19 protein-coding genes and 1 pseudogene are annotated in these 21,707 nt (G+C 63.9%); 8 read left to right on the forward strand and 12 right to left on the reverse strand.

Annotation, left to right across the window (positions count from 1 at the left end; translation table 11 throughout):
- Positions 1 to 11 precede the first annotated feature (11 nt).
- From CCZ28_RS16940 to pyrE, 3 genes are all read right to left on the reverse strand, one after another.
- A complete protein-coding gene (locus CCZ28_RS16940; RefSeq protein WP_140219868.1) occupies positions 12 to 677 on the reverse strand; it encodes a GntR family transcriptional regulator in 666 nt (221 codons plus the stop codon).
- 229 nt (positions 678 to 906) lie between these two features.
- Positions 907 to 1,503, reverse strand: a complete 597-nt coding sequence (locus tag CCZ28_RS16945; protein WP_140219870.1) for a DUF4124 domain-containing protein — start codon at positions 1,501 to 1,503, stop codon at positions 907 to 909.
- Positions 1,504 to 1,519: 16 nt separating this feature from the next.
- A complete protein-coding gene (gene pyrE, locus CCZ28_RS16950; protein ID WP_058762317.1) occupies positions 1,520 to 2,161 on the reverse strand; it encodes an orotate phosphoribosyltransferase in 642 nt (213 codons plus the stop codon).
- A gap of 80 nt (positions 2,162 to 2,241) precedes the next feature.
- Here pyrE and CCZ28_RS16955 point away from each other — a divergent pair, with 80 nt between their 5' ends.
- Positions 2,242 to 3,021: an exodeoxyribonuclease III gene (locus CCZ28_RS16955; RefSeq protein ID WP_058762318.1), complete on the forward strand. Its 780-nt coding sequence runs from the start codon at positions 2,242 to 2,244 to the stop codon at positions 3,019 to 3,021.
- Positions 3,022 to 3,074: 53 nt separating this feature from the next.
- Here the strand turns inward: CCZ28_RS16955 and CCZ28_RS16960 are convergent, their stop codons facing one another.
- From CCZ28_RS16960 to CCZ28_RS25170, 3 genes and pseudogenes are all read right to left on the reverse strand, one after another.
- A complete protein-coding gene (locus tag CCZ28_RS16960) occupies positions 3,075 to 3,503 on the reverse strand; it encodes a universal stress protein (protein WP_140219872.1) in 429 nt (142 codons plus the stop codon).
- 82 nt (positions 3,504 to 3,585) lie between these two features.
- Entirely contained in the window at positions 3,586 to 4,185 is a 600-nt protein-coding gene (locus tag CCZ28_RS25165; RefSeq protein WP_437179231.1) for a methyl-accepting chemotaxis protein, read from the reverse strand.
- A pseudogene (locus tag CCZ28_RS25170) lies at positions 4,174 to 4,944 on the reverse strand (PAS domain-containing protein); the annotation flags it as partial. The pseudogene CCZ28_RS25170 and the gene CCZ28_RS25165, both read right to left, overlap by 12 nt.
- Before the next feature lie 213 nt (positions 4,945 to 5,157).
- Between CCZ28_RS25170 and glyA the strand changes: the two are divergent.
- From glyA to purU, 6 genes are all read left to right on the forward strand, one after another.
- Positions 5,158 to 6,411: a serine hydroxymethyltransferase gene (glyA, locus tag CCZ28_RS16970; protein ID WP_140219876.1), complete on the forward strand. Its 1,254-nt coding sequence runs from the start codon at positions 5,158 to 5,160 to the stop codon at positions 6,409 to 6,411.
- Between the two features lie 79 nt (positions 6,412 to 6,490).
- Complete coding sequence (locus CCZ28_RS16975) at positions 6,491 to 7,741, forward strand: sarcosine oxidase subunit beta family protein (protein ID WP_058768398.1); 1,251 nt, start codon at positions 6,491 to 6,493, stop codon at positions 7,739 to 7,741.
- A gap of 11 nt (positions 7,742 to 7,752) precedes the next feature.
- Positions 7,753 to 8,052, forward strand: a complete 300-nt coding sequence (locus tag CCZ28_RS16980; protein ID WP_140219878.1) for a sarcosine oxidase subunit delta — start codon at positions 7,753 to 7,755, stop codon at positions 8,050 to 8,052.
- Complete coding sequence (locus CCZ28_RS16985; RefSeq protein ID WP_140219880.1) at positions 8,049 to 11,069, forward strand: sarcosine oxidase subunit alpha; 3,021 nt, start codon at positions 8,049 to 8,051, stop codon at positions 11,067 to 11,069. Before CCZ28_RS16980 ends, CCZ28_RS16985 begins: the two co-directional genes overlap by 4 nt.
- A 14-nt stretch (positions 11,070 to 11,083) precedes the next feature.
- Entirely contained in the window at positions 11,084 to 11,713 is a 630-nt protein-coding gene (locus tag CCZ28_RS16990) for a sarcosine oxidase subunit gamma (RefSeq protein ID WP_058768396.1), read from the forward strand.
- A 100-nt stretch (positions 11,714 to 11,813) separates the two neighbouring features.
- Complete coding sequence (purU, locus tag CCZ28_RS16995) at positions 11,814 to 12,671, forward strand: formyltetrahydrofolate deformylase (protein WP_058763072.1); 858 nt, start codon at positions 11,814 to 11,816, stop codon at positions 12,669 to 12,671.
- A gap of 426 nt (positions 12,672 to 13,097) precedes the next feature.
- On the opposite strand, the gene choV is transcribed toward purU, so the two are convergent.
- The 4 genes from choV to choX all read right to left on the reverse strand — a co-directional run bounded on the left by choV (position 13,098) and on the right by choX (position 17,443).
- Complete coding sequence (gene choV, locus CCZ28_RS17000) at positions 13,098 to 14,333, reverse strand: choline ABC transporter ATP-binding protein (protein ID WP_140219882.1); 1,236 nt, start codon at positions 14,331 to 14,333, stop codon at positions 13,098 to 13,100.
- A 3-nt stretch (positions 14,334 to 14,336) separates the two neighbouring features.
- Positions 14,337 to 15,179, reverse strand: a complete 843-nt coding sequence (gene choW / locus CCZ28_RS17005; protein ID WP_140219885.1) for a choline ABC transporter permease subunit — start codon at positions 15,177 to 15,179, stop codon at positions 14,337 to 14,339.
- A 109-nt stretch (positions 15,180 to 15,288) separates the two neighbouring features.
- The gene (locus tag CCZ28_RS17010) at positions 15,289 to 16,224 is read right to left on the reverse strand and encodes a choline ABC transporter substrate-binding protein (protein ID WP_140219887.1); all 936 of its coding nucleotides are present in this window, start codon (positions 16,222 to 16,224) and stop codon (positions 15,289 to 15,291) included.
- Between the two features lie 280 nt (positions 16,225 to 16,504).
- On the reverse strand, positions 16,505 to 17,443 hold the full coding sequence (gene choX / locus CCZ28_RS17015) for a choline ABC transporter substrate-binding protein (protein WP_140219889.1): 939 nt from the start codon (positions 17,441 to 17,443) through the stop codon (positions 16,505 to 16,507).
- Between the two features lie 464 nt (positions 17,444 to 17,907).
- Here choX and CCZ28_RS17020 point away from each other — a divergent pair, with 464 nt between their 5' ends.
- Complete coding sequence (locus CCZ28_RS17020; protein ID WP_140219891.1) at positions 17,908 to 19,005, forward strand: GlxA family transcriptional regulator; 1,098 nt, start codon at positions 17,908 to 17,910, stop codon at positions 19,003 to 19,005.
- A 65-nt stretch (positions 19,006 to 19,070) separates the two neighbouring features.
- On the opposite strand, the gene CCZ28_RS17025 is transcribed toward CCZ28_RS17020, so the two are convergent.
- On the reverse strand, positions 19,071 to 19,856 hold the full coding sequence (locus CCZ28_RS17025) for an N-acetylmuramoyl-L-alanine amidase (protein ID WP_140219893.1): 786 nt from the start codon (positions 19,854 to 19,856) through the stop codon (positions 19,071 to 19,073).
- 26 nt (positions 19,857 to 19,882) lie between these two features.
- Positions 19,883 to 21,637 carry a GGDEF domain-containing protein gene (locus CCZ28_RS17030; protein WP_140219895.1) on the reverse strand — a complete coding sequence of 585 codons (1,755 nt, stop codon included), beginning with the start codon at positions 21,635 to 21,637 and terminating at the stop codon, positions 19,883 to 19,885.
- Between the last annotated feature and the right edge of the window lie 70 nt (positions 21,638 to 21,707).

Here is a 21,707-nt window from a genome sequence, read left to right on the forward strand (position 1 = left end):
GGTCTCCTCGGTCAGAGTGGTTTGGCTGAACTCAACAGGTCCAGCAGTCGGTTTTCGGAATCCTCGAGGTAGCTGGCCATGGCCTCGGCTGCTTCGTGGGGGCGACCGGCACTGAGCAGGTCGTGGATCTCGCGGTCGCGCTCCAGCCAGGGGCGCTGGAAGTGTTCTTCATCGGGGGCGAGGGAAAACAGCAGGCGCATCTGGGCGGCGACGTTGGCGAAGAATTCATCGAGCAACGGACTGCGCAGCAAGCCGACGATGTGCCGATGGAACTGCAGGCTGTGGGTACCGCAGGCGCGCCAGTCTTCACGCGACTGCGCCAGCTCGGCCGCCTCCAGGGCGTCCAGCATGAGATCGGACTGATATTCGCGCAGCGGGCGGCTGCCGCGGATGGCCTGCAGTTCCAGGGTACGGCGTACCAGAAAGAGGTCGCGCACTTCCGCCAGTCCCAGGCGGCGCACCATCACGCCCTTGTGGCGCACATAGGTGGCCAGGCCCTCGCGGTCCAGTTGGTGGAGGGCTTCACGAATGGTGTTGCGCGAGGCGTTGTAGGCCTTCACCAGATCGGCCTCGACCAGGGCAGTACCAGGCAACAGGCGACCGCCGATGATGTCTTCGCGCATCTCCTGGAGCAGCTGCGCGCCCAGGGACAGTCCTCCCGCATCCTTGCCGCTCATGGGGCCTCGCCCACTGACGGCGGTTGTGCAGACTGCTCAGGTCTTCGCTGGATCATTGCTCGCTACCGCCAAGTCGCTATTCGATTGTTCAACAATGAGTTGAAGTTCAATTAGCACGGTGCGTGCCACATAGCTGGGGGCTGGCAGGGCGATTAGTCTTGAGGAAGGCCAGAAGGCGCATTGCCGCCCCGAGAGAGTGGACGGCTGGTGCCGAGGAGCGCTTGTAGAACTAGCGGGTCGTACCCTGGCTAGCTTCCAGCCGCTGCATGCGCGCCCGGTCGGCGTCGAAGGCGGCGATGGTGCTAAGACGCAGCTCGGCGTAGCGCTGCAGATCGGCCTGGAGGCGAACCTGATCGGCGGCGGCGGCATCGAGGCGTGCCTGCAGGTCGGCGGGGAGCGCCTGGCCATTACGCTGCTGCACCGCGGCCTGCTCCATCAATTGGTTCTGCAGCTGGTGCGCGGAATCCAGATTGGCTTTCTTGATAGCCACCAGGCCATCCAGCTCCGCCAGCTTGCGCGTCTTGGCGCGGTCGACATCCTCGACGCTGCTGTAGAGCTTGAGCAACTGGGCGTCGGCGGCGGCCTGCTGGCGTTCCCGCTCACGACGTTCCAGTTCCGCAGCGGGCAGAGCGGGGGCGACCTTGCGGATCACCCGGCCCTGTTCGTTGAGCACGTCGTAGCCCTTGCCGGCATACTCCGGCGGCACGCCCTGGCGATCGATGACCAGGGTCCCGTTGCGATCCAGATACCGATACAGCTCGGCCGCCGGACTGGCCAACGGCAGGGCGAGCAGCAACAGGCTGGCGATAGCGCGGCGTACCACCATGGCCGTCTCTCCTGGGCTAGATGCCGTATTGAGCGCGATAGTCCTGCACGGCCGGCAGATGCCGCTTGAGCTCGGCGTCCTCGGCCAGGTACTCGAGCACCTGATCCAGCGCCACGATGCTCAGCACCGGAATGCCGTAGTCACGCTCGACCTCCTGGATGGCCGACAGCTCGCCGCGCCCGCGCTCCTGGCGGTTGAGGGCGATGAGCACCCCGGCGGCGCTGGCACCCTGCGCCTGGATGATCTGCATGACTTCGCGGATGGCCGTGCCGGCGGTGATGACGTCGTCGATGATCAGCGCCTTGCCGGTCAGGGGAGCGCCCACCAGCAGGCCGCCTTCGCCGTGATCCTTGGCTTCCTTGCGGTTGAAGCACCAGGGCGTGTCCTGACCATGATGCTCGGCCAGGGCCACCGCGGTGGCGGCAGCCAGGGGAATGCCCTTGTAGGCCGGGCCGAACAGCACGTCGAAGGGCAGCTTGGCCGCGACCAGCGCATCGGCATAGCAGCGCCCGAGCTCGGCCAGCGCCGAACCGCTGTGGAACAGGCCGGCATTGAAGAAATACGGGCTGACACGACCCGATTTCAGGGTGAATTCACCAAAACGCAGAACTCCGCGCTCGATGGCGAAACGAATGAAATTACGCTGATACGCCTGCATATAAGTCCTTGCGCGGCTTGTATTTAGCTAAACCGGTTTAGCTCGGGTATCATACATCCACGATTTTTTGGGGGCCATTTATGCGGATCATCAGCTTGAACGTCAATGGTATTCAGGACGCTGTCGAGCGGGGCCTGTTGCCCTGGTTGAAGGCGCAGAATGCCGACGTGATCTGCCTGCAGGATACCCGCGCCTCTTCCTACGACATGGACGACCCGGCCTACGCTCTGGATGGCTACATCCTCTACGCCTGCGATGCCGAGGTCCCGTCCCAGGGTGGAGTCGCGCTCTACACGCGGGTCCAGCCGAAAGCGGTGATCAGCGGCCTGGGCTTCGAGTCGTGCGATCGCTTCGGTCGTTACCTGCAAGCGGACTTCGACAAGGTCAGCATCGCGACCCTGCTGCTACCGTCGGGCAAGCGTGGCGATGAGGACTTGAACATGAAGTTCAAGTTCATGGACGACTTCACCCACTACCTGAACAAGCAGCGCCGCAAGCGCCGCGAGTACATCTATTGCGGCTCGCTGTACGTGGCGCACCAGAAGCAGGACGTGAAGAACTGGCGCGACTGCCAGCAGATCCCCGGCTTCCTCGCCCCGGAGCGGGCCTGGATGGACGAGGTGATCGGCAACATGGGCTATGTGGATGCCCTGCGCGAAGTGAGCCGCGAAGGCGACCAGTTCAGCTGGTGGCCCGACAGCGACCAGGCCGAGCACCTGAACCTGGGCTGGCGCTTCGACTACAACATCCTCACCCCGGGCCTGCGCCGCTTCGTCCGCTCGGCGCGCCTGCCGCGGCAACCGCGCTTTTCCGAGCATGCCCCGTTGATCGTCGACTATGACTGGACGCTGAGCATCTAAAAGCCGCTACCCCATAAAAAAACCAGCCTGAGAGCTGGTTTTTTTATGGGCACTCACTTCACCAGGATCACCGGCAAAGGCACCTGATGCACCACCCGGTGGGCCACCGAACCCAGCAGTAGTCCGCTGAGCGACCCCAGGCCGCGGGTACCCATCACCACCGTATCGACGTCCAGGTGGCGCGCCATCTCGCCGATGGTCTCGGCGATGCCGCCGAAGCCCACGTGGGTCTGCGCCTCGATACCGGCGTCCAACAGCGCCGGACGCGCCTTGGCCAGGATGTCATCGGCCTTGTCTCTCAGACTGCCGCGCCACTCGCGCAGGATGCGGTCATCGAAGGGTGCGCCATAGATCTCCGGTTCGTTCTGCACGTTGAGTAGGTGCAGCTCCAGCGCCAGACCCGCCTTCACCAGGTCGAGGACGTAGCGCAGGGCGTTGTCGGCGCTGGGCGAACCGTCATAGGCAACCAGGATGTTACGCATGGCACATCTCCACGAGAGGGATATGCCTTCATGCTAGACCGTCCATGTCCGGGTTGCCTGATCCAGATCAAGGGGCGTGGTCTCAATGCCCTACCCAGTTGAGCGCCGCCTTGGGAATCACCTCGGATTCGTCCAGCTTGCTGGCGAACATGCTGACCGCTTCCACGGCGTCGCTGGCGCCATCGCGAATCTGCACGATCACCGCGCCGGCCTGGTCGGCCAGCTCGACGCCCTTGATCGCCCGGCCCTGGGTGGTTTCCATGCTGGCGATGGCCTGCTGTGTCTCGCCGAGAATCTTGCCGATCATCTCGGCGATCTCCGCCGTGGCACTGCTGGTGCGGCCCGCCAGTTGGCGTACTTCATCGGCCACGACGGCGAAGCCACGGCCCTGATCACCGGCACGGGCGGCCTCGATGGCGGCGTTGAGCGCCAGCAGATTGGTCTGGTCGGCAATGCCGCGGATGGTGTTGACGATGGCGGTGATCTGCTCGGAGCGCTGACCCAACTGGCCGATCACCTGGGCGGAGGCACTGACGGTCTGGGCGATCTCGCGCATCTCCTGGGTGGCGGCCTGGATGATCTGGGTGCCGTGCTCGGCGACTTTCTCGGTCTCGGCGGAGATATGGTAGGCGCGGGAGGCACTGCGGCCGTCGCTCTCGTGCTTTTCGACCCGCTCGCTGATGTCACTGGCGTACTTGACGACCTTGTAGAGCTTGCCGGCGGCATCGTAGACCGGGTTGTAGCTCGCCTCCAGCCACACCACGCGCCCGTGCTTGCCGAGGCGTTTGAATTGGCCGCGAAAGAATTCACCCGCGTTCAGCCGGCGCCAGAAATCACCGTACTCGCTGCTGTTGACCAGGCTCGGCTCGCAGAACAGCCGATGATGCTGGCCCTGGATCTCGCCGAGGCTGTAGCCGAGGGTCGCGAGGAAGTTGTCATTGGCCGCGAGAATGCGACCGTCCAGATCGAACTCGATACGCGCCAGGGCGCGATCCAGCGCCTTGAGCTTGCTCTGGGCTTCACTGTCGCGCTCGACCTGACGGGTGACGTCCAGGGCGTATTTCACGACCTTGACCACCCGGCCGCTGGCGTCGGGTATCGGGTTGTAGCTGGCCTCCAGCCACAGGGTACGCCCTTGGGCGTCGAGTCGCTGGAAGGTCCCGGAGACGAAATCGCCACGCCCGAGCCGATTCCAGAAGTCGCCGTAGTCGCGGCCCTGGACGATCTTCGGCGGGCAGAGTTGGCGATGGTGCTGCCCTACCAATGCATCGGCGCGGTAGCCCGTCAGCCGGAGAAAGTTGTCGTTGGCGCGCAAAATCGTGCCCGACACGTCGAATTCGATCACCGCCATGGAGCGTTCCAGCGCCTGGGTCAGCCCTTGGCTTGCACCCAGCTCGCCTTGCAACTGAGAAATAGTCTTCTTGTAGTGGGCGTTGAACATGGCAGAGCTCGCTGTTCTGGGGATATAGGACGACTTATCGGCCCTCACTAAGAAGACTTTATCGACGCCGAGGAGCGGTAAAAAAGGGGCACTCGACGGCTGTCGCAAACGCGCCGGCCTGCGGCGTAAACAGGCATCTTGGGGGAAGTTCCCAGGCCTACCATCGCCGCCAAGGGGGTGGTTTTCACCGCCACACAATTTAGGAGCGCCGCGATGTTCAGTAAGCAGGACCAAATCCAGGGCTACGATGATGCGTTATTCGCCGCCATGGGCGAGGAAGCGCGGCGCCAGGAGCATCACCTGGAGCTGATCGCTTCGGAGAACTACACCAGCCAACGCGTCATGGAAGCCCAGGGCAGCGTGCTGACCAACAAGTACGCCGAAGGCTATCCGGGCAAGCGCTACTACGGTGGCTGCGAGTACGTCGACAAGGTCGAGCAACTGGCCATCGAGCGCGCCAAGCAACTGTTCGGCGCCGACTACGCCAACGTCCAGCCGCACTCGGGTTCCCAGGCCAACGCCGCCGTCTACCTGGCCCTGCTGCAGGCCGGCGATACCATCCTCGGCATGAGCCTGGCCCACGGTGGTCACCTGACCCACGGTGCCAAGGTCAGCTCTTCCGGCAAGCTCTACAACGCCGTGCAGTACGGCCTGAATACCGATACCGGCCTGATCGACTACGACGAAGTCGAGCGCCTGGCCCAGGAGCACAAGCCCAAGATGATCGTGGCGGGCTTCTCCGCCTACTCCAAGACCCTGGACTTCCAACGCTTCCGTGACATCGCCGACAGCGTGGGTGCCCTGCTGTTCGTCGACATGGCCCACGTGGCCGGTCTGGTCGCCGCCGGTGTCTACCCGAACCCGGTGCCCTTCGCCGACGTGGTCACCACCACTACCCACAAGACCCTGCGCGGTCCGCGCGGTGGCCTGATTCTCTGCAAAGCCAACGCCGACATCGAAAAGAAGCTCAGCGCCGCGGTCTTCCCGGGTGCCCAGGGTGGCCCGCTGATGCACGTCATCGCCGGCAAGGCCGTGTGCTTCAAGGAAGCCCTTGAGCCCGCCTTCAAGACCTACCAACAGCAGGTGATCAAGAACGCCCAGGCCATGGCCGGCGTGTTCAAGGCGCGTGGCTTCGACGTGGTTTCCGGCGGTACCGACAACCACCTGTTCCTGGTCAGCCTGATCAAGCAGGGCATCACCGGCAAGGACGCGGACGCCGCCCTGGGTCGCGCCTGCATCACCGTGAACAAGAACGCCGTACCCAACGATCCCCAGTCCCCGTTCGTGACCTCGGGTCTGCGCATCGGCACCCCGGCCCTCACCACCCGCGGCCTTGGCGTCAGCGAGAGCGAGCGCGTGGCCGGCTGGATCTGCGACATCCTCGACCACCTCGGCGATGCCGACGTGGAAGCCCAGGTGGCGCGCCAGGTTGCCGAGCTGTGCCGGGATTACCCGGTCTATCGCTAATCCCGCCGTCCGGGCCTAGCCCCTATCCCACCCCTTTCCCCTTCGCCGGGAAAGGGGAGTCGTCTGTAGGAGTCTCCAGATGCAACGCTATTCCGGCTTCGGCCTCTTCAAGCACTCCCTGAGCCATCACGAGAACTGGCAGCGCATGTGGCGCACGCCGACGCCCAAGCCGGTCTACGACGTGGTCATCGTCGGCGGTGGCGGCCATGGCCTGGCCACCGCCTACTACCTCGCCAAGCAATTCGGCGTGAAGAACGTCGCGGTGATCGAGAAGGGCTGGCTCGGCGGTGGCAACACCGCCCGCAACACCACCATCGTTCGCTCCAACTACCTGTGGGACGAATCCGCGCAGCTCTACGAGCATGCCATGAAGCTGTGGGAAGGCTTGTCCCAGGACCTCAACTACAACGTCATGTTCTCCCAGCGTGGCGTCTACAACCTCTGCCACACCCTGCAGGACATGCGTGACTCCGAGCGCCGGGTCAGCGCCAACCGCTTGAACGGCGTGGACGGCGAGTTGCTCGACACCCGCCAGGTGGCCGAAGAGATCCCCTACCTGGACTGCAGCAAGAACACCCGCTATCCGATCCTCGGCGCCACGGTGCAGCGCCGCGGTGGTGTGGCCCGTCACGATGCCGTGGCCTGGGGCTTCGCCCGCGCGGCCGATGCCCTGGGCGTCGACCTGATCCAGCAGACCGAAGTCACCGGCTTCCGCAAGCAGGATGGCAAGGTGATCGGCGTGGAAACCACCCGTGGCTTCATTGGCGCCCGGCGCGTCGGCGTGGTCACCGCCGGTAACTCCGGCCACATGGCCAAGCTCGCCGGCTTCCGTCTGCCGCTGGAATCCCACCCGCTGCAGGCGCTGGTGTCCGAGCCGATCAAGCCCATCATCGACAGTGTCATCATGTCCAACGCGGTGCACGGCTACATCAGCCAGTCCGACAAGGGCGACCTGGTGATCGGTGCCGGTATCGACAGCTGGGTCGGCTACGGCCAGCGCGGCTCCTACCCGGTGATCGAGCACACCCTGCAGGCCATCGTCGAGATGTTCCCGATCCTCTCGCGGGTGCGCATGAACCGCCAGTGGGGCGGCATCGTGGACACCTGCCCGGATGCCTGCCCGATCATTTCCAAGACCCCGGTGGAGAACCTGTTCTTCAACTGCGGTTGGGGCACCGGTGGCTTCAAGGCTACCCCCGGTTCGGGCAACGTCTTCGCGGCGTCGCTCGCCGCGGGCGAGATGCATCCGCTGGCCAAACCCTTCTCCATCGACCGTTTCCACACCGGTGCGCTGATCGACGAACACGGCGCTGCGGCCGTCGCGCACTAAGGAGCCCGAGCATGTTGTACATCCGTTGTCCCCACTGCGGGGAGTTGCGCTCCGAAGAAGAATTCCACGCGGCCGGCGAAGCTCACATCGCGCGCCCCCTGGATCCCGAAGCCTGCAGCGACAAGGAGTGGGGCGAGTACATGTTCTTCCGTACCAACCCGCGCGGTCTGCGTCATGAACTCTGGGTGCACGCCTCGGGTTGCCGCCAGTACTTCAACGTCACCCGTAATACCGAGACCTACGAAATTCTCGAAACCTATCCGATCGGCGAGCAATCCCGCTTCACCGCCGAGCGAGGAGAGCGCACATGAGCCAGGTCCATCGACTCACCCAGGGCGGTCGCCTGGACCGCAGCCAGGCCATCACCTTCACCTTCAACGGTCAGACCTACCAGGGCTTCAAGGGTGACACCCTGGCCTCGGCCCTGCTGGCCAACGGTGTGGACATCGTCGGCCGCAGCTTCAAGTACTCCCGGCCGCGCGGCATCGTCGCTGCGGGCGCCGAAGAGCCCAACGCCATCATGCAGATCGGCGCGACCGAAGCCACCCAGATCCCCAACGTCCGCGCCACCCAGCAAGCCCTCTACCAGGGCCTGGTAGCCGCCAGCACCAATGGCTGGCCGAGCGTGAACAATGACCTCATGGGGATCCTCGGTAAGGTCGGCGGCAAGATGATGCCGCCCGGCTTCTACTACAAGACCTTCATGTATCCGCAAAACCTCTGGATGACCTACGAGAAGTACATCCGCAAGGCGGCGGGTCTGGGTCGTGCGCCGACCCAGGTCGATCCGGATACCTACGACAACTTCAACCAGCACTGCGATGTGCTGGTGGTCGGTGGTGGTGCCGCCGGCCTGGCTGCCGCTCTGGCTGCCGGTCGCAGTGGCGCCCGGGTGATCCTGGCCGACGAGCAGGAAGAATTCGGTGGCAGCCTGCTGGACAGCCGCGAGCGTCTCGATGGCGCGCCGGCGGTGGAGTGGGTGGCCAAGGCAGTTGCCGAGTTGCAGGCCCTGGACAACGTGGTGCTGCTGCCGCGCGCTACCGTCAATGGCTATCACGACCACAACTTCCTCACCATTCATGAGCGCCTGACCGACCACCTGGGCGATCGCGCCCCCCATGGTCAGGTGCGTCAACGCCTGCACCGCGTCCGCGCCACTCGCGTGGTGCTGGCCACCGGCGCCCATGAGCGTCCGCTGGTGTATGCCAACAACGATCTGCCGGGCAACATGGTGGCGGGCGCCGTTTCCACCTATATCCGTCGCTATGCCGTGGCGCCGGGCCAGCGTCTGGTGCTGTCCACCAACAACGATTACGCCTACCGCGTGGCCCTGGACTGGCTCGAAGCCGGTCGCCAGGTGGTGGCCATCGCCGATGCGCGTCCCAATCCGCGTGGCGCATGGGTCGAGGAAGTGCGCAAGCGTGGCGTGCGCGTCATGGGCGGCACCGCCGTCAGCGAAGCCCGCGGCAGCACCCGGGTGACCGGTGCCAAGATCGCCACCATCGACCTGACCGCCTTCCGTACCCTGGGTGCGGGCGAGTGGCTGGACTGCGACCTCATCGCCACCTCCGGCGGCTACAGTCCGGTGGTGCACCTGGCGTCGCACCTGGGCGGCCGTCCGCTGTGGCGTGACGACATCCAGGCCTTCGTGCCCGGTCCGGCGCCGCAGAAGCGCGTGTGCGCCGGTGCCGTGAATGGCGTCTTCTCGCTGGGCGACGTCCTGGCCGATGGCTTCGAGGCCGGCGCTACCGCTGCCGCCGAGGCTGGTGCCCAGGTGGTCAGCGGCGAACTGCCCCAGGCCGAATACCGTCAGGAAGAGCCGACCCTGGCCCTGTTCCAGGTGCCCCACGACAAGCCGTCCTCGCGGGCGCCCAAGCAGTTCGTCGACCTGCAGAACGATGTGACCGCCGCTGGCATCGAGCTGGCCTGCCGCGAGGGCTTCGAGTCCATCGAGCACGTCAAGCGCTATACCGCCATGGGCTTCGGTACCGACCAGGGCAAGTTGGGCAACATCAACGGCCTGGCCATCGCCGCTCGCGTGCAGAGCAAGGCCATCCCGGAAGTCGGCACCACCATGTTCCGCCCGAACTACACCCCGGTGACCTTCGGCGCCATCGCCGGTCGCCACTGCGGTGCCCTGTTCGAACCCAAGCGCTACACCGCGCTGCACGCTTGGCACCTCAAGCAGGGCGCGCTGTTCGAGGACGTCGGCCAGTGGAAGCGGCCCTGGTACTTCCCCAAGGCGGGCGAGGACCTGCATGCCGCGGTCAACCGCGAGTGCCTGGCCGTCCGCCGCAGCGTGGGTCTGCTCGATGCCTCCACCCTCGGCAAGATCGACATCCAGGGCAAGGACGCGCGGGAATTCCTCAACCGCGTCTACACCAACGCCTGGACCAAGCTGGACATCGGCAAGGCGCGCTACGGCCTGATGTGTAAGGAAGACGGCATGGTCTTCGATGACGGCGTCACCGCCTGTCTCGCCGACAACCACTTCCTGATGACCACCACCACCGGTGGCGCGGCACGCGTGTTCGAGTGGCTGGAGCTGTACCACCAGACCGAATGGCCGGAGCTGGAGGTGTACTTCACCTCGGTCACCGACCACTGGGCGACCCTGACCCTGTCCGGCCCCAACAGCCGCAAGCTGCTGGCCAAGCTGACCGATATCGACCTAGACAATGCCGCCTTCCCCTTCATGGCCTGGAAGGAAGGTCAGGTGGGTGGCGTACCGGCACGGGTGTTCCGCATCTCCTTCACCGGCGAGCTCTCCTACGAGATCAACGTGCCGGCCAACTACGCCATGGGCGTACTGGAGCAGGTGGTTGCCGCGGGCAAGGAGTTCGATCTCACCCCCTACGGCACCGAAACCATGCACGTGCTGCGGGCGGAGAAGGGCTTCATCATCATCGGCCAGGACACCGATGGTTCGGTCACGCCGCAGGACCTGGGCATGGGCTGGGCCGTCAGCCTGAACAAGAGCTTCTCCTTCATCGGCAAGCGCGGCATGCATCGCCAGGACTGCGTACGGGAGAACCGCAAGCAACTGGTGGGCCTCAAGCCGCTGGATGCCCGCGATGTCCTGCCGGAAGGCGCTCAGCTGGTGTTCGAGCGCAACCAACCGATCCCGATGGACATGGTGGGCCACGTCACCTCCAGCTACTACAGCGCGACCCTGGGTTATGGCTTCGCCATGGCCATGGTCAAGGGTGGCCTGAGCCGCATGGGCCAAACCGTCTATGCCCCGCTGGCCGATGGCCGCTACGTCGCTGCCGAGATCGTCTCGCCGGTGTTCTACGACCCCAAGGGTGAGCGGCAGAACGTCGCCTAACGAGGATTGCGCCCATGAACGACATCAATGTTTACGATCAATACTCCGCCAAGGCGCGCGCCGAGTCCCCGCTGTTCCACGCCGAGCTGAGCAAGCTGGCTGGACGGGGTCCGGCCAGTGCCGGGGTTACCCTGCGCGAGCGGGCCCTGTTGGGTCACCTGGTCATCCGTGGCGATGCCCATGACGAGGGTTTCACCGGCGCGGTGACCAGTGTGGTCGGTCTGGAAGTGCCCGGGCCGCTGGCGATCACCCAGAAGGGAGAGAGCTCGCTGCAGTGGCTCGGCCCGGACGAGTGGCTGCTGGTGGTACCCGGTGGCACCGAGTTCGCCACCGAGCAAGCCCTGCGCCAGGCGCTCGGTGAGCGCCATGTCGCCATCGTCAACGTCGGTGGTGGCCAGACGCTGGTCGAACTCAAGGGCCCCAAGGTCCGCGAAGTGCTGATGAAGTCCACCTCCTATGACGTCCATCCGAACAGCTTCCCGGTCGGCAAGGCGGTAGGTACGGTATTCGCCAAGTCGCAGCTGGTGATCCGCCACACGGCAGAAGACACCTGGGAACTGGTGGTGCGCCGCAGCTTTGCCGACTACGTCTGGCTGTGGCTGCAGGACGCGAGTGCCGAGTACGGACTGCGCATCGAGGCCTGATCGGTCGCTGCGTTCAGTCGCGCTCTATCGAACCCGACCTGCGTGATGCGCAGGTCGGGTTTTGTGGTTTTGGCTTCATCTCTATGCAAAGGAATTCATCATGAGCCGCACGCCCGATACCTGGATTCTCACCGCCCAGAGCCCGAGTCGCCTCGGCACCGTGGACGTGGTCACGCGCTATCTGTTCGAGCAGGGTTGCTACGTGACCCAGCATCACAGCTTCGATGATCGCGAAGCCCAGCGCTTTTTCATCCGGGTCGAATTCCAGGTGCCCGCCGACTTCAACGAAGGCCTGTTCCGGGTAGGGCTGGATCTGCGCTTCACGCCCTTCGACATGACCTTCGAACTGGTGCCGCCGGGCTATCGGGCCAAGGTCGCCATCATGGTTTCCAAGGCGGATCACTGCCTCAACGACCTGCTCTATCGCCAGCGTATCGGCCAGTTGCCCATGGATGTGGTCGCGGTCATCTCCAATCATCCGGATCTCGAGCCGCTGGCGGCCTGGCATGGCATTCCCTATCACCATTTCCCGCTCGATCCGCAGGACAAGCCGGCCCAGGAGGCCAAGGTTTGGCAGGTGTTGCAGGAGACGGGTGCTGAGCTGGTCATTCTCGCTCGTTACATGCAGGTGCTATCCCCCGAGCTCTGTCGACAACTCGACGGCTGGGCGATCAACATCCATCACTCCCTGCTGCCAGGCTTCAAGGGTGCGCGCCCCTATCACCAGGCTTATGCCAAGGGCGTGAAGCTGGTGGGCGCCACGGCGCACTACATCAACAATGACCTGGACGAGGGCCCGATCATCGCCCAGGGTGTCGAACCCGTAGACCATGCGCACTATGCCGAAGATCTGGTGGCCAAGGGGCGAGATATCGAATGCCTCACCCTGGCACGGGCCGTGGGTTATCACCTGGATCGGCGAGTCTTCCTCAATACCGGCAGGACAGTGGTGCTTTAAGGCGCTCGGTCGCCCTTGATGGTTCTGCCAGGGCCGCGTTGCGCCTGCCCTGGCAGAGGCCCCCTTCCTTCCGCTCGTCCGATCTCGCCTTCATCTTCCTATGCCGTTCCCGTCACTCGCATGGCGAGCGGCATCGTCCGCGCGCACGGTGGGAAAGCGCTCGCGCCTCGAGCGGCCGTGAATTGCGCTGGCAGCGGCTCTTCATCCCGTACCCCAAAGGTACCTTGCCCAAGACCAATGGAAGGCTAACGTCGCAACGCAGTAGTTCTGACGCAGGCGGACGCAGCAACGAACCTTGCGTTTTGCCAAGCGGATGAGGGAGCGGCTATCGCGAGATGGCTGGCCATCAAGTGGCCAAGAGAAGAGGACTTCGGTGTGGGGTTTTAAGCGCCCCAGCATGACAGGCTGGGGCGCTTGCGACGGCGATCAGCCCGCCTGGGACAGCTGCGAGCGAACTGCTGGCGGCGCGACGTCTTCTTCGCCGGCCTTTTCCAGATTCTTACCCAGCAGGGCGTGGTACAGCTCCTTGTCGCCCAGGATGCCGACGGCACGGCCATCGGTTTCCAGCACCAGCTTGTGGCCGGTGTGATAACGGATCTCGAGGGCATCGCGCATGCGGATGTCGGCCGGCGCCAGGGTCGGTTGACGCTGCAGGTTGCTGATAGGCATATCCGGGGTCCAGCGCTGCAGGGACAGGCTCTCGCCGCCGCGACGCAGTGCCTTGACTACCTGGCCATCCAAGGCCAGCCAGATGTCATGGCTGCGCTCCAGGCAGATCTCGTTACCTTCACGACCGCACTTGTCCAAACCACGCATCAGGCTGTAACCGCTGAGCACGTTGAGCGGGTTGGTGTGGGCGACGAAGGTCCGCACGTATTCGTCAGCCGGATTGAGCACGATATCCTCGGGGCGGCCGTGCTGGATGATGCGACCGTCCTTCATGATAGCGATGTTGGTGCCGATCTTCAGCGCCTCGTCCAGGTCATGGCTGACGAAGACGATGGTCTTGTTGACCTTGGCTTGCAGCTGTAGCAATTCATCCTGCAGCTGCTGGCGGATCAGCGGGTCGAGGGCGGAGAAGGGCTCGTCCATCAGCAGGATGTCGGCGTCCATGGCCAGGGCGCGGGCCAGGCCGACGCGCTGTTGCATGCCGCCGGAGAGGGAGTCGGGTTTCTTGTTGCGCCATTGCGTCAGACCGACCAGCTCCAGCTTCTCGTCGACCAGCTTCTTGCGCTCGGCAGCCGAACGGCCCTGCATTTCCAGGCCGAAGCCCACGTTTTCGGCCACGGTCAGCCAGGGCATCAGGGCGAACTTCTGGAACACCATGGCGATGCGGGTGGTGCGCATGTCCTTGAGGACGGCGGGGGAGCAGTTGGCGATATCCACCTGGCTGCCTTGATGCTCGATCAGCAGCTTGCCACGGCTCACGGTGTTCAGGCCGTTGATGCAGCGGAGCAGACTGGATTTTCCCGAGCCGGACAGGCCCATCAACACGCAGATCTCACCCTTCTGGACTTCCAGGCAGGCGTCCTCGACGCCCAGTACCTGGCCAGTCTCCTGCAAAATCTCGTTGCGGCCCTTGCCCTGGTCGAGCAGCTCCAGGGCACGCTTGTTCTGCTTGCCGAAGATGACATCGACATGTTCGAAACGAATAGCGGTCATGACTTATTTAACCTCGCGTGGGGCGGGTTGCTTGCACACCCGGTCGAGCAGGATGGCGATCAGGACGATGGACAGCCCGGCTTCGAAGCCCAGGGAGATGTCCGCGGTGTTGAGCGCGTTCACCACCGGCTTGCCCAGGCCATCGGCACCCACCAGGGCGGCGATCACCACCATGGACAGCGAGAGCATGATGCACTGAGTGATACCGGCACCGATGCTGGGCATGGCGTGCGGGAGTTCGATACGGGTCAGCAACTGCCAACGCGAGCAGCCAAAGGCCTTGCCGGCGTCCATGAGTTCGGCCGGGACATCCTGGATGCCCAGGTAGGTCAGGCGGATGGGGGCGGCCACGGCGAAGACCACGGTGGAGATCAACCCCGGCACTACACCCAGGCCGAACAGTGTCAAGGTGGGGATCAGGTAGACGAAGGTCGGCACCGTCTGCATCAGGTCGAGCACCGGACGCAAGCCGGTGTAGAACCAGGGCTTGTGCGCGGCGAGGATGCCCAGGGGAACGCCGACGGCGATGCAGACCAGCGTGGCGAACACCACCTGGGCCAGGGTTTCCATGGTTTCCTGCCAGTAGCCCAGGTTGAGGATCAACAGCAGGGCGGCGAGGGCGAACACGGTGAGTCCGATGCTACGTTGCAGCAGATAGACCCCGACCACCACCAGGCCGATGAAGGCCAGCGGGTGGAACCACATCAGGCCGGCGGTAAGGCCATGGATGAGGGTGGAGAGCACGTCGGAGATCTTGTCGAACACGCTGGCGCCGTGCAGCGTCAGCCAGTCGATGAAGTCGGCGATGTACTTGCCCAAGGGGAGTTTGTGATCTGTTAACAACATAGCGATGCCCGTCAGCTGGTCAGGATAAGGAAGGAGCGGAAAACTCCGCTCCGGCTGCGGCAGTTCCCACCCGAGCCGGCGTGGGACGGTCGAAGGTCAGTCTTGCTTTCTACAGGCCGGCGGCCTTTACGGCGGCGAGGCCCGGCTTGCCGTCACGTGTGGTCACTCCGTTCAGCCACTGCTCAAGCTGCTGCGGATGGGCCTTGAGCCAGACCTTGGCGGCGGCACTCGCCGTCTCTTTCTCGTTGAGGACCTTGTCCATGAGCTGGTTTTCCATGTCCAGGGTGAAGGACAGATTGGTCAGCAGCTTGCCCACGTTCGGGCATTCCTGGACGTAGCCCTTGCGGACGTTGGTGTAGATGGTGGCGCCGCCGTAGTTGGGACCGAAGACGTCGTCGCCGCCCGAGAGGTACTTCATCTTGAAGCGGGTGTTCATCGGGTGGGGTTCCCAGCCGAGGAAGACCACCCACTGCTGGCGTCGCTCGGCGCGCTGAACCTGGGACAGCATGCCGGCCTCGCTGGATTCCACCAGCTTGAACTTGCCCAGATCGAAGGTGTTCTTGTCGATCATGCCCTGGATCAGGCGGTTGCCATCGTTGCCCGGCTCGATGCCGTAGATCTTGCCGTCGAACTTGTCGGCATACTTGGCGATGTCGGCGAAGGTCTTCACCCCGGCGTCGTAGACGTAGTCGGGTACGGCCAGGGTGTACTTGGCGCCTTCGAGGTTGGCGCGTAGCGTCTCGACGCTGCCGTTGTCGGTGTAGGGCTTGATGTCGGCGGCCATGCTCGGCATCCAGTTGCCGAGGAAGACGTCGATATCCTTGTTCTGCAACGACTTGTAAGTGACGGGCACGGAAATCATGTTGGTCGTGGTCTGGTAACCGAGGGCGTTCAGCACCTCGCTGGTTACCGCCGTGGTGACCGTAATATCGGTCCAGCCAACGTCAGCAAAGCGGACCTTGTCACAAGAAGCTGGCTCGGCTGCCAGCACGGCCAGCGGCGCTGACAGCGCAACACTCAAGAGCCAACGGGAACGACCTTTCATGACAACTCTCCTTGAGTTTGGCGGGTGGCTTTTCGCTGAGCCCCGCGTGTATTTATCTGTAACCTATCCCCCCAGGCTCGCCTACCGCCTGCGTCGCTAGCAGTGTACGCGGCGTCGTAACCAGAAGCGGAAATGTCGCATCCAGCTTGAACTCCGTGAACCTCGGCACAGCCTGGAGGCAACGGTGGGAAATTTTCGTGATCCGCCTGGATGTCCCGGCGGGAAAACAGCGAGGGAATAGCCGAAACGGCACCTCTGCAAGGCTTGCCAAGGGTGATGGTCAATTGGCCAGGCCGGCCTTGACCGCGGCATTTCCCGGGTTGCCGCTGCGCGTATTGACGCCCTTGAGCCAGGCCTCCAGCTGCTCGGGGTTCTGCTTGAGCCAGGTGCGCACCGCACGCCGCGGATTCTCTTGCTCGTTGGCCACCCGATCCATCAGGGTGTTCTCCATGGCCGGGGTGAAGACCAGATTGCCGAGCAGTTTGCCGACATTTGGGCACTGTTGCGTGTAACCCTTGCGGACGAGGGTGTAGACCGTCGCACCGCCCTGGTGCGGACCGAAATAGTCATCCCCACCGTCCAAATAGGCCAGCTTGTACCTGAGGTTCATCGGGTGTGGCTCCCAGGCGAGGAAGACGATCCACTGGTTGTTCAGCAAGTGCTTCATTCGCACCTGATTCAGCATGCCCTGTTCGCTGGATTCGTCGAGCTTGAAGCCGCCCAGGCCAAAGGCATTGCTGGCGATCATCTTTTTGACCAGAGCGTTGCCATCGTTGCCCTTCTCGATGCCGTAGAGGGTGTGGTCGAAGCGATCGCCGAAGCGGGCGATGTCGGCAAAGGTCTTTACGCCGGCGTCGTAGACGTACTGAGGAACGGCGAGGGTGTAGCGGGCCCCTTCGAGATTGCTGTGCAGTCGCTCGATGCTGCCGTTGTCGATGAAAGGCTGGCTGACTTTCGCCTGCGCCGGCATCCAGTTCCCGAGGAAGACATCGACATCGTTCTGGGCCAGGGCGGTATAGCTGTTCGGCAGGGATAGCCGGATGACCTCAGTGTCATAACCGAGCGCGCCGAGGAGATAGCGCGCCATCGAGTTGGTGATCGCCAGATCGCTCCAGCCGACGTCGGCGAAGCGCACGTTATGGCAGCTTTCGGGTTCGGCGGCCCTAACGGTCGTGCACAGCAACAGACCAGACAGAACGATGCAAGAGGAGATCTTCATCCAGTACTCCATGGATAAGAAAGGTTGAAAACCTCACTGCTGCACTTACCGAGCCGTCTAGTACGGATATTTGCCGCTTGGCGCTGCAAGTAAGTAGAAGCGCGACAGGCGGTTGGGAGCCTGACCTAGAACCGTGCTCGCTGGGTCGAGTTGCCACATTTTGGCGCGTGTTCGTTACGTTGTGGTGTTACCGAAGTAGCAGACGTGGCCAAAGGCCATTGTCAAAAGGTCGGTCTCAGATCTGTTTGGTCGCAACTAAAAACCCTATTCAATCAAGGCCATTTCGCCCTGCGACGTAGCTTGCCCGGCGCAGACAGCTTCAGAAGTGAAAGGTTCTTCTCATTCCGGCATGGGATTTGCGACATAACTTATGTGTCCGCGACACATTGCCTGGCTCAGGCCATTTGCCGGACTTCAAAAGAGCCCAAAAAGGGCCTTCAGCCTGCGTGAAGGAGAGTCCTACCATGTCGCCCGTTCAGTCCCCGTCACAGCCTCGTGCCATGCAGTCCATTGGTTTCCTGCTACTGGATAATTTCACGCTCATCTCCCTGGCTTCGGTCGTGGAGCCGCTGCGCATGGCGAATCAGCTGTCGGGGCGGGAGCTCTATCGCTGGTGCACCCTGAGCCTGGATGGGCGTCCGGTGCGGGCCAGCGATGGTTTGCAGATCACTCCCGATAGTGCCGTGAGCGCAGCTCCGGTAATGGACATGGTGATCGTCTGCGGTGGCGTGGGGATCCAGCGGAGCGTGTCGCGCGAACACTGCACCTGGCTGCAGAGCCAGGCACGCCAGGGGCGTAAACTGGGCGCGGTCTGTACCGGTAGCTGGGCGCTGGCCCGTGCCGGGCTGCTCGACGGCTACGACTGCAGCGTGCACTGGGAGACCCTGGCGGCACTGCAGGAAGCCTATCCGCGCGTCGTGCTGAGCACGCGCCTGTTCACCATCGACCGTAATCGCTGCACGGCCTCCGGCGGTACTGCGCCGATGGACATGATGCTGCACCTGATCGGGCGCGAGCATGGCCGCGAGTTGTCCGCCGCCATCTCGGAAATGTTCATCTACGAGCGTATTCGCAACGAACAGGATCACCAGCGCGTCCCCCTCAAGCACATGCTGGGCACCAACCAGCCCAAGTTGCAGGAGATCGTGGCGCTGATGGAAGCCAACCTGGAAGAGCCCATCGATCTCGACGAGCTGGCCGTGTACGTGGATGTGTCTCGGCGGCAGTTGGAGCGACTGTTCCAGAAGTACCTGCACTGCTCGCCGTCACGTTACTACCTCAAGCTGCGTCTGATCCGCGCGCGGCAGCTGCTCAAGCAGACCACGCTCTCGATCATCGAGGTCGCGTCGGTATGCGGCTTCGTCTCCACCCCGCACTTCTCCAAGTGCTATCGCGAATATTTCGGTATCCCGCCGCGTGACGAGCGCCAGGGTCCGACCATCCAGCAGCCCATCGCCCTAATGCCACTGTCTCAGGAACTGTCCTTGATGCCAGCTTCCTCGGCGCTGGCGGCTCTGAGCCAGGCGCAGGGCGAATCGACTTTCGCCAGCGTACGGCTGTAGCGGTTCGATGGGGCTACGCCTATTCCGAAGCGAGTAGGCGGCCGTCTCTTTTGGGTTGAAAACGCTCAGCGACCGCTGGGCAGGCTGAGCAATAGAGCCGCTGTCTGCAGGTCCGGTTGGCCATCGAAACGTCCTGGCCGGTATTTCATCTGGAAGGCGCCGATGACGTCGCGGGTGGCAGGATCGAGCACGCCAGTGCGAGGCACTGCATAACCAATACGCGCCAGCTGGTCCTGGAACCACGCCGGTGGCGGCAGCACGCCGCCCAGGCTGGCCTGGCGCTGGGCGACCACGGCGGGGTCCGGCCAGTTGATCAGGCCGGCGGCGGCCAGCCGTGACCAGGGAAATAGCGGACCGGGGTCCTGCTTGCGCCCCGGGGCGATGTCGCTGTGGCCGACGATGGCCCTGCGATCCAGGCCATGCCGCTGTTCGATGTCCTTGAGTAGCGGAATCAGTGCCTGGATCTGGGCTTCGGTGAAGGGATACCACTGGCGCCCGGCTGGGGTGTCGCGAAAGCCCAGGTTGACCATCTCGATGCCGATGGAGGTGGAGTTGAGCCAGGTACGGCCTTCCCATTCGCTGGCGCCGGCATGCCAGGCGCGGCGATTCTCGTCCACCAGGCGATAGATGGTGCCGTCCGTATCGATCAGATAGTGGGCGCTGACGCCGGCCTGGGTCAGCAGCTTGAGCGACTGCTTGGAGTCGGCGGCGGTGTAGTGCAACACGATGTATTGCACCCGACTGTCCTGATCGCGGGAGGTGTAGTCGTCATTGATGCGTGGACCGCTGGCGCAGCCGGCCAGCAGCAGGCCACAGAGTAGCCAGGGAAGGAGCTTGAACGGGTTTCGCACGATTACCTCGCGAGCGGCGGAAGGGGTCAGGCTACTTCCAGGCGATCGCGTCCGGCGCGTTTGGCGCGGTAGAGCGCCTGGTCGGCACGCTCGAATACGGTATCGGCATCTTCGCCCGGCGCAAAGGCCGCAAGACCAGCGGACAGGGTAATGACCACGCGCTCGCCTTTGAAGTGGAAGGGGCAGGCCGCCACGGCGGCGCGTAGCTGTTCGAGCAGCGTAACGCCACCCGCGATGGGCGTGGCGCCCAGCAGTACGACGAATTCTTCGCCACCGAAGCGGGCGATGAAATCGGTCTTGCGCAGGCGGCGCTGCAATTCGCCACCGATGATCTTGAGCACCTTGTCGCCGGCCAGATGGCCATAGCCATCGTTGATGCGTTTGAACAGGTCCACATCGAGCACGGCCAACAGCAGGTCGCCACCTTGGCGTTGCCAGCGGGCCACCTCCAGCTCCAGGCGCTCGCTCCAGGCGGCGCGATTGGGCAGGCCGGTGAGTGGATCGCACAGCGCCTTTTGCCGCTGCTCTTCCAGATGGCCGCGATACTGTTGGGCTTCGCGCTCCATAGCGGTGACCCGTTGGGTAAGAGCGGTCAGGCGTTCGTTGGCTGCCTGCTCGCGGGTTTCCCGCAGGGACTGCTGGTCGGCCAGGCTGGACAGCAGGCCTTCGAGACGGGCATCCAGCGACAACTTGAGGCTGTCCAGATCGGTGGCGCCCTGGACTTCCGTCTGTAGCTCGTTCACCTGGCCACGCAGGGCATCGCCGAAGGCGCGCTCCTGGGTCTGGCCGTCCTGGCGCTCGACATGGACATCCTGCAGACCGGTCTGGAAGGCCGAAAGGCGCTCATTGAGTTGGCGCAGGTAATGCTGGAATTCGCTCTGACCGGAATGGTTGAGGGCGAGCACCAGGATCGACAGGTCATCAAGCACCGGGACCAGTTCGTACCAGTTCAGGCTGCCCTGGATCCGCTGGCGCAACTGTTCGGCCTGCGGCTTGTGGCTGTCGGGCAGGGCCAGGTCGTCGAGCAGGCGCAGCAGGGTGGCCTCGAGGTGCGGGGCGATGGCGCTGTAGCCAGGTTCGGGAACGGGTGGCAGGGCATAGGCGGGGTCGGCGGAGGCGGCCGGCTCCAGCGAGACAGGCGTGGACTCAGCGAGCGCGGGCTGTTCGGCGGGCGCTGATGGTTCCGTGACGGCTGGAGCTGTAGCGACCGAGGTCGCGGGCTCTGTTAGCGGAGTAGCGGAATTTTCGGGCTGATCGCCACGACCGCCGAGCAGCCGTTGCAGAAAACCGGGCCGCGCCGGTTGGTCGGGTTGCAGGGCATTCAAGGCTTGTTGCTGGAGCCGGCTGAACTCACCCAGCAGTGCAGGCAGCTCGCCCGGTTGCCCGGCCGCAGCCTGGGCACGCTTGGCGAACGTCTTGAGCGCCTTGCGCTGTTCACGCGGCAGTTCCAGGTTCAGGAGTAGCCGGCAGAGTTCGGCGAAGGCCTCAGCGACTTGGCGCGCCCGCGCTTCACGGCGTTGCTCGGAATCGAGCACCGTACGCTCCAGGCGCGGGATGAGCTTGGCCAGGTCGGCGTCGCTGTCGTCACGGCGCAGGATGTCGCGCAACTCGACCAGACATGCGTCCACTGCCGTGTCGTTGCCTTCGGCGGCCAGGCTGCTGCGCACGAGGCCCCGGCGCACCAGGTCGAGACGGTTTTCCCACCGGCTTTCCAGGCGCTCCAGATTTTCGAGGCTTTCGAGGTATTTGTTTTTCCAGCGTTCGACGTCCGCGCGCTCCATCCGCCTGCTCCATAGGCTCAAGGTGGCTAGAAGGCAGGCACGACGAGGCGCCTAGCCGACTTGATAGTCG

This window comes from Pseudomonas oryzihabitans (assembly GCF_006384975.1).
Taxonomy (GTDB): Bacteria; Pseudomonadota; Gammaproteobacteria; order Pseudomonadales; family Pseudomonadaceae; genus Chryseomonas; species Chryseomonas psychrotolerans_B.

Coding starts and splice junctions, on each gene's coding strand:
- CCZ28_RS16940 (WP_140219868.1), bottom strand. CDS start 677: ATGAGCGGCAAGGATGCGGGAGGACTGTCCCTGGGCGCGCAGCTGCTC.
- CCZ28_RS16945 (WP_140219870.1), bottom strand. CDS start 1,503: ATGGTGGTACGCCGCGCTATCGCCAGCCTGTTGCTGCTCGCCCTGCCG.
- pyrE (WP_058762317.1), bottom strand. CDS start 2,161: ATGCAGGCGTATCAGCGTAATTTCATTCGTTTCGCCATCGAGCGCGGA.
- CCZ28_RS16955 (WP_058762318.1), top strand. CDS start 2,242: ATGCGGATCATCAGCTTGAACGTCAATGGTATTCAGGACGCTGTCGAG.
- CCZ28_RS16960 (WP_140219872.1), bottom strand. CDS start 3,503: ATGCGTAACATCCTGGTTGCCTATGACGGTTCGCCCAGCGCCGACAAC.
- glyA (WP_140219876.1), top strand. CDS start 5,158: ATGTTCAGTAAGCAGGACCAAATCCAGGGCTACGATGATGCGTTATTC.
- CCZ28_RS16975 (WP_058768398.1), top strand. CDS start 6,491: ATGCAACGCTATTCCGGCTTCGGCCTCTTCAAGCACTCCCTGAGCCAT.
- CCZ28_RS16980 (WP_140219878.1), top strand. CDS start 7,753: ATGTTGTACATCCGTTGTCCCCACTGCGGGGAGTTGCGCTCCGAAGAA.
- CCZ28_RS16985 (WP_140219880.1), top strand. CDS start 8,049: ATGAGCCAGGTCCATCGACTCACCCAGGGCGGTCGCCTGGACCGCAGC.
- CCZ28_RS16990 (WP_058768396.1), top strand. CDS start 11,084: ATGAACGACATCAATGTTTACGATCAATACTCCGCCAAGGCGCGCGCC.
- purU (WP_058763072.1), top strand. CDS start 11,814: ATGAGCCGCACGCCCGATACCTGGATTCTCACCGCCCAGAGCCCGAGT.
- choV (WP_140219882.1), bottom strand. CDS start 14,333: ATGACCGCTATTCGTTTCGAACATGTCGATGTCATCTTCGGCAAGCAG.
- choW (WP_140219885.1), bottom strand. CDS start 15,179: ATGTTGTTAACAGATCACAAACTCCCCTTGGGCAAGTACATCGCCGAC.
- CCZ28_RS17010 (WP_140219887.1), bottom strand. CDS start 16,224: ATGAAAGGTCGTTCCCGTTGGCTCTTGAGTGTTGCGCTGTCAGCGCCG.
- choX (WP_140219889.1), bottom strand. CDS start 17,443: ATGAAGATCTCCTCTTGCATCGTTCTGTCTGGTCTGTTGCTGTGCACG.
- CCZ28_RS17020 (WP_140219891.1), top strand. CDS start 17,908: ATGTCGCCCGTTCAGTCCCCGTCACAGCCTCGTGCCATGCAGTCCATT.
- CCZ28_RS17030 (WP_140219895.1), bottom strand. CDS start 21,637: ATGGAGCGCGCGGACGTCGAACGCTGGAAAAACAAATACCTCGAAAGC.